The sequence below is a fragment of the Nonomuraea zeae genome, assembly GCF_005889725.1.
Classification (GTDB): domain Bacteria; phylum Actinomycetota; class Actinomycetes; order Streptosporangiales; family Streptosporangiaceae; genus Nonomuraea; species Nonomuraea zeae.
The window spans coordinates 1-1443 of record NZ_VCKX01000667.1 but is presented as its reverse complement, the minus strand read 5'-3'; the positions used below and the strand labels follow the sequence as shown (position 1 = coordinate 1443).

1 protein-coding gene is annotated in these 1443 nt (G+C 61.7%); it reads left to right on the top strand.

Features of this window, described 5'->3' with window-relative positions; genetic code table 11:
* Window positions 1-100 precede the first annotated feature (100 nt).
* The gene (secY, locus tag ETD85_RS62245; protein ID WP_138699089.1) at window positions 101-1405 is read left to right on the top strand and encodes a preprotein translocase subunit SecY; all 1305 of its coding nucleotides are present in this window, start codon (window positions 101-103) and stop codon (window positions 1403-1405) included.
* Window positions 1406-1443 lie beyond the last annotated feature (38 nt).

The following is a 1443-nucleotide window of genomic DNA, read 5'->3' as shown; positions in this document are numbered from 1 at the left end:
GACGGCAGGCATCTGTCCGGCTCGTCAGACCTAAGACTTAGATGGCAGATCCCCGCACCATCGCATACTCACACCGCCGTAAAGGCGCGCAGGAGGGACCGTGCTGACCGCGTTTACCCGGGCGTTCCGGACACCGGACCTGCGCAAGAAGTTGCTCTTCACCCTGGGCATCATCGCGCTTTTCCGTCTCGGCTCGGTTCTTCCGACTCCGGGAGTTCACGTCCAGAACCTCGCGGCCTGTTTCGATCAGGCCCGTAACGGAGCCGCCGGCAACATCTACGGGATGGTGCAGCTTTTCAGCGGTGGTGCGCTCCTGAAGCTGTCGGTGTTCGCGCTGGGCATCATGCCGTACATCACCGCGAGCATCATTCTCCAGTTGCTCGTCGTCGTGATTCCACGACTTGAGGCGCTGAAGAAGGAGGGCCAGGCCGGGCAGACCAAGATCACGCAGTATACGCGTTATCTGACCATCGGTCTTGCCGTCCTGCAGTCGACCGCATTCATCGCTCTGGCCCGCACCGGCCAGCTCTTCCCCAACTGCCAGCAGGACGTGCTGCTCGACCCCGACAACATCTTCGGCATCGTCACGATGGTCATCATCATGACCGCCGGTACGTCGGTCATCATGTGGCTCGGTGAGCTCATCACCGACCGCGGCGTCGGCAACGGCATGTCCATCCTGATCTTCACCCAGGTCGTCGCCGTCTTCCCCTCCGAGCTCACCAACATCTTCCAGGCGAACAAGTTCACCTTCACGGGCGTCATGGTGGTCGGCATCTTCATGATCGCCGCGGTGGTCTTCGTCGAGCAGGCTCAGCGGCGCATCCCGGTCCAGTACGCCAAGCGCATGGTGGGGCGCAGGATGTACGGCGGCACGTCCACCTACATCCCGCTGAAGGTGAACCAGGCCGGCATCATCCCGGTCATCTTCGCCTCCTCGCTGCTCTATCTGCCGCAGCTCATCACCTCGCTGTTCCAGACCACGGACAACGCGGTCATCCGCTGGATCTCGCAGAACCTGGCCACGGGCGACACGCCGATCTACATGGCCACGTTCTTCCTGCTGATCATCTTCTTCACGTACTTCTACGTGTCCATCACGTTCAACCCCACTGAAGTCGCCGACAACATGAAGAAGTACGGTGGGTTCATTCCGGGCATCCGTCCCGGCCGTCCGACGGCTGAATACCTGAACTTCGTGCTCACCCGCCTGACCGCGCCGGGCTCGCTGTATCTGGGTCTCATCTCCATGGTCCCGATCGTCGCGCTGGCGGTGTCCGGTGCGAGCCAGAACTTCCCGTTCGGAGGGACGAGTATCCTGATCATGGTAGGCGTCGGCCTGGACACGGTTAAGCAGATCGAGAGCCAGCTGCAGCAGCGTAACTACGAAGGTTTCCTGCGGTAGTGCGTCTCGTTCTGGTCGGGCCCCCCGGAGCGGGTAAG